A 3,761-nucleotide genomic window follows, 5' to 3' on the forward strand; every position below is an offset into this window, starting at 1 on the left:
CGGCTCGAACAAGATCTGCCGCACCTTGTTCCCGGTCTGCGGCGCCCTCATCAGGCTGGGCGGCGGAGGCGACAGCTTGGGACAGCTCGGCGGTGGCTGCCGAGGCTTGCCACAGCTTCCGAAGCCGCAGGTTGCCGTTACGCAGATCAGCAACGATCCGATCATGCTCAATTGCTGCCGCATCTCGTTGCTCCTCGTAGTCCTTGGCGATCGCCGCCATCTCGTCCGCTCGCCGGCGCTCGGTGTCGAGCGTCCGCTTCAGCGAAACGACCTCCTGGCGAGCCTGATCTGCTTCCTGCTCGGCCTGTGCGGCGCGGGCATCGGAAAGAGCGGAAATCCCGCGAAAGTACAGAAGGCCGATCAGTGCAGCGACCGCCAGCGCTGCGGCAATGCCGGCGGTGATCTTCCACGCGTTGGCGCGGAGTTCGGCGAGGATCACGCGCCCGCCTGGTCCGTGTCGTCCGGGCGCTTGTTGAACAGAGCCGCCAGCTTCGACCATCCAGTCTTGGCAAGGTCGCCCACATACGGGACCACTGCAGCGCACACGGCGCCAGCGAAGAACCCAATCACGAACTCGATCACAGGTCAGCCCCCATGCACATGCGGTATTCGGCCTCGCGCCGGTTGACCAGCCCGCGAACGCGCTTGCCCCCGGCGTAGACCCACTTTTTCAGCTCGGCACAGAACTCGGCCGGGGCAGCCCCGGAATTGACCTTGCGGATCAGGGTCGACTTGCAGGCCGCCGTGGTGCCGACGTTGTAGCTCCACGACAGCAGCGCAGCCCACTCGTGCCGGCGAAGAGGCACCCCCACGCAGTTGGACAGTTCCATCAGGTACTGCCCAAGTCGTGAGTTCAACTTGGCCTCACACTCGGCTTGCGAGTAGGTGCGCGGCTGGATATCCCGCGTCTCGCCGTAGCACACCGTCAGCACCCCGACGATGTCCCGGTAGGGTTCGGGCTCGTAGCCCTCCCACGGCTTGACCAGCGTCACCGCCAGGGCCACCACAGCAGCAGCGGCGCCCGCGGCGATCTTGCCCTTCATCAGATGTCGCCCGTGCCCTGGCCGATATCTTCGACGCCGGCACTGATTCCGCCAGTCCTGATCACTTCTCGCTCCTCGACTTGTGCCATTCGCGATACCACTTCCACACGAGGTAACCGGCCTGCAGCACGATGTAGCCCAGCGTCCCGGCGTACATCCATTCCTGCACGCCCCATCCCGCCGCGCTCGCGCCGGCAACAGCAACCATCGGCGCAGTCTTCAGCGCAGCCGCAGACGCGGCTTCGGCCATCTCGTGTTTCACATACGTCCCCTGTTGAAGTGCATGCAGCCGGCCCTGTCGCGATCAGGACCACGTCCGGGTTGCCAAGGTTCTAGCGGGCTCCACAGGGAACACCGCGCCCGACCTCGCCAGCAGGAGCTACCCGCCAGCCGGATGCGACGCTTGCTGCAATTTGGCGGGAGCCGTGGTAACCCGGTAGGCTCGGTCGCCGTCCTCGCGGGTCCGGCCGACTCCCAATTAGTTCACCGGACGAAGCGGCCTGGCCTTCTTCGCCCCGTCCTTCTCTGCGTTGAACCACTGGCGGGTCGTGCCGTCCAAGTACCAGATGCACCCGGCACGCAGCATCACCGCCAAGACACCCTCCTGCTCCCCGCTGTCGTGGTGCAGGGCGTCCGGGTCCGGAATCCACACCGAGTCCTCGTGGAGGACGATCGGCTCGGCCGCCGACCACTCGACATCAAGCTCTTCGTCTTCGGTGTCGGTCATGGTCGGCTCCTATAGGCGCCCGGGTGACGCGCGATGCGGCCCGGGCATGCCCGCCGTTTATGGCTTGGCCGCAACGTGGAGCGTGCCGGGAAGCTGTGCGGGCATTGAAGGTCTTAGTTGAGCACGGGAATTTCGGTTCTGCGGTTGCGTTCAGCATTCCGCTCGTAAAGGATCACGTGCCGGTACGCTGCCCCCAGCCTGATCCAGTACTCCTCCATGCTCGCCGACATACTGACGTACAGGTGCGATCGCAGGCGCTTGTAGGTGCTGTGATGCACGCCCAGCATGTCAGCCGTCTCGGCATAGGGCTGCAGGGCCTTCTTGTGCAGCACCATGTGCAGCGCATCCCACGCCGCCCAGCAGGCCAGCTCGTCGCTGTACACGGACCGCTTGACGCCCCCGGTCGTGCAGTGCGCGATGGAGAAGGCGACGGCCCAGTCGCACAGGCGGCGCAGGTAGAGCGAGTCCCCCGCCAAGGCCGACCGGTAGAGCATCCAGTTCGGAAATCCGTTCTTCCATTCCATCCGCACCAGGCGGTCAGCATCGATGATCGAGGGCGTCACGGGGCCGATCAGGGCGGTGTCGAAGTCCACCCCGCGCTTGTCGTAGTCCCCAATCTCCAGCGTCTCTACCTTACCCATGGCGTCCTTGCCCTCTTGCCTATTTCCGTTCGCGAATGGCGTTCGCGATGTCTTCCAGCCCGTTTGCCACCACCCAAGCGAGGATCGCAATAGCGAAGGCAGCCATCACGCCACCTGCTTCAGCTTCGCGGCGCCCGGCTCGCAGTGCGTCGACCGCGACCACCGCTTACAGGACTTGCACTGCCAGCGCTTGTAACGGCGCGTCAGCGTCTCCTCGTAGCCGCGCGCCTGCAGCTTTTCGCTGCCACAATGTGGACAGCAGTGCTCGGCGTGCAGAGCGGCATTCAGGGGAGGACTGACCCAACCCTTCGCTCGCAGCTTGTCGTAGACCTGGCCGGTGAGCTTCGTGTCCTGGATGTTGTACCGACGCATCTTGGCGCGGGCCAGTTCATCACCGCGCAGCACGTCCTGCCACAGATCGAAGCCGCCGGTCCTCAGCTTGCTCCCGACCCCCAGCCACCTGGCGACGAACTCCAGCTTGAAGCTGGGCAGCCGGAACTTCTTCTTAGCCGCCCGCATCAGATCAAGCTGCTTGAACGGGGAAGGCTCCGGAAGATCATGCTCTGCAAAACAGCGCTGAAGCCACGGAACATCGAACCGCTGACTGTTCCAGCCGATCACCACGTCCGCCTCATCCAGCAGGCGATGGGCGGCTCGCACCATCCCGCGCTCGCCATCGCTCCACTGACTATGGAAGTGAACCCTGCGCTCGCCCACGAACTGAGCGGCAAAGCAGAGCAGGCCGTCCGGCCTTTCGATCTGGTTGATACCGATGTTCTGCCCCCACAGACCCCAGTGGCGGGACTCCATGGGACGTGTTTCCAGGTCGATCACGAGAAGTCGCGGCGTCATATCCATCCTTGGGCCGCATCCCTGCGGCGGTTGTCCTTGGGGTGCGTCCTAGCTCGGGTCGTGGTCGCTGGGGAGGTTCAGCGGCTCATCGATACTGGGCTGCGGCACAGGCTGGAACGCCTCGTCGCACACCGATTCGAGAAGACTGGCACCACGCTGCGCCGCTGCTGGCGACACGAAATCCCGTGAGATGCGCGTCTTGCCGTCGGGCTGCTGGTGCCAGTGGACGGCCATGGTCAGGCGGTCAGTTCGCCGGGCTGCTCAAGGTTTGCAGCAAGCCACGCATGCAGGTCATCGAGGGTATTGAAAACTCGCTCTTCGCCTACGGGCTTGGGCCCAGGCTGTCCTTTGGATTCGCCGATTACGAAGACTGGCCCCCAGGAAAGGCTTGTTTGACGCTCGATAGTCAGCTTGTAGCCATTGGCGACAACCCGGATAGAAACGTGCGTCTCGCCGGGAACTTCCTTCTCGGTGGTAACGGTGATCTTGCGGCCCATC

The 3,761-nt window shown here is 64.3% G+C and carries 8 protein-coding genes; all 8 read right to left on the bottom strand.

The window, feature by feature from the left end:
• The coding region (locus tag VGF12_RS00650; protein ID WP_414709956.1) for a hypothetical protein at window positions 1-439 on the bottom strand (439 nt) is incomplete at its 3' end.
• A gap of 139 nt (window positions 440-578) precedes the next feature.
• On the bottom strand, window positions 579-1,043 hold the full coding sequence (locus VGF12_RS00655) for a lysozyme (RefSeq protein WP_331174116.1): 465 nt from the start codon (window positions 1,041-1,043) through the stop codon (window positions 579-581).
• 61 nt (window positions 1,044-1,104) lie between these two features.
• Window positions 1,105-1,293 carry a hypothetical protein gene (locus tag VGF12_RS00660; protein ID WP_331174122.1) on the bottom strand — a complete coding sequence of 63 codons (189 nt, stop codon included), beginning with the start codon at window positions 1,291-1,293 and terminating at the stop codon, window positions 1,105-1,107.
• A gap of 228 nt (window positions 1,294-1,521) precedes the next feature.
• Window positions 1,522-1,770, bottom strand: a complete 249-nt coding sequence (locus VGF12_RS00665; RefSeq protein ID WP_331174117.1) for a hypothetical protein — start codon at window positions 1,768-1,770, stop codon at window positions 1,522-1,524.
• Window positions 1,771-1,883: 113 nt separating this feature from the next.
• Complete coding sequence (locus VGF12_RS00670; protein ID WP_331174118.1) at window positions 1,884-2,411, bottom strand: hypothetical protein; 528 nt, start codon at window positions 2,409-2,411, stop codon at window positions 1,884-1,886.
• Between the two features lie 105 nt (window positions 2,412-2,516).
• Window positions 2,517-3,263, bottom strand: coding sequence for a ribonuclease H-like domain-containing protein (locus VGF12_RS00675; RefSeq protein WP_331174119.1), 747 nt, complete (start codon window positions 3,261-3,263; stop codon window positions 2,517-2,519).
• 48 nt (window positions 3,264-3,311) lie between these two features.
• Window positions 3,312-3,497 carry a hypothetical protein gene (locus VGF12_RS00680; protein WP_331174120.1) on the bottom strand — a complete coding sequence of 62 codons (186 nt, stop codon included), beginning with the start codon at window positions 3,495-3,497 and terminating at the stop codon, window positions 3,312-3,314.
• 2 nt (window positions 3,498-3,499) lie between these two features.
• A partial coding sequence (locus VGF12_RS00685) for a hypothetical protein (protein WP_331174121.1) occupies window positions 3,500-3,761 on the bottom strand: 262 nt, incomplete at its 5' end.

The sequence above is a fragment of the Roseateles sp. genome, assembly GCF_036404855.1.
Lineage (GTDB): Bacteria > Pseudomonadota > Gammaproteobacteria > Burkholderiales > Burkholderiaceae_C > Pelomonas.

Coding starts and splice junctions, on each gene's coding strand:
- VGF12_RS00655 (WP_331174116.1), bottom strand. CDS start 1,043: ATGAAGGGCAAGATCGCCGCGGGCGCCGCTGCTGCTGTGGTGGCCCTG.
- VGF12_RS00660 (WP_331174122.1), bottom strand. CDS start 1,293: ATGGCCGAAGCCGCGTCTGCGGCTGCGCTGAAGACTGCGCCGATGGTT.
- VGF12_RS00665 (WP_331174117.1), bottom strand. CDS start 1,770: ATGACCGACACCGAAGACGAAGAGCTTGATGTCGAGTGGTCGGCGGCC.
- VGF12_RS00670 (WP_331174118.1), bottom strand. CDS start 2,411: ATGGGTAAGGTAGAGACGCTGGAGATTGGGGACTACGACAAGCGCGGG.
- VGF12_RS00675 (WP_331174119.1), bottom strand. CDS start 3,263: ATGACGCCGCGACTTCTCGTGATCGACCTGGAAACACGTCCCATGGAG.
- VGF12_RS00680 (WP_331174120.1), bottom strand. CDS start 3,497: ATGGCCGTCCACTGGCACCAGCAGCCCGACGGCAAGACGCGCATCTCA.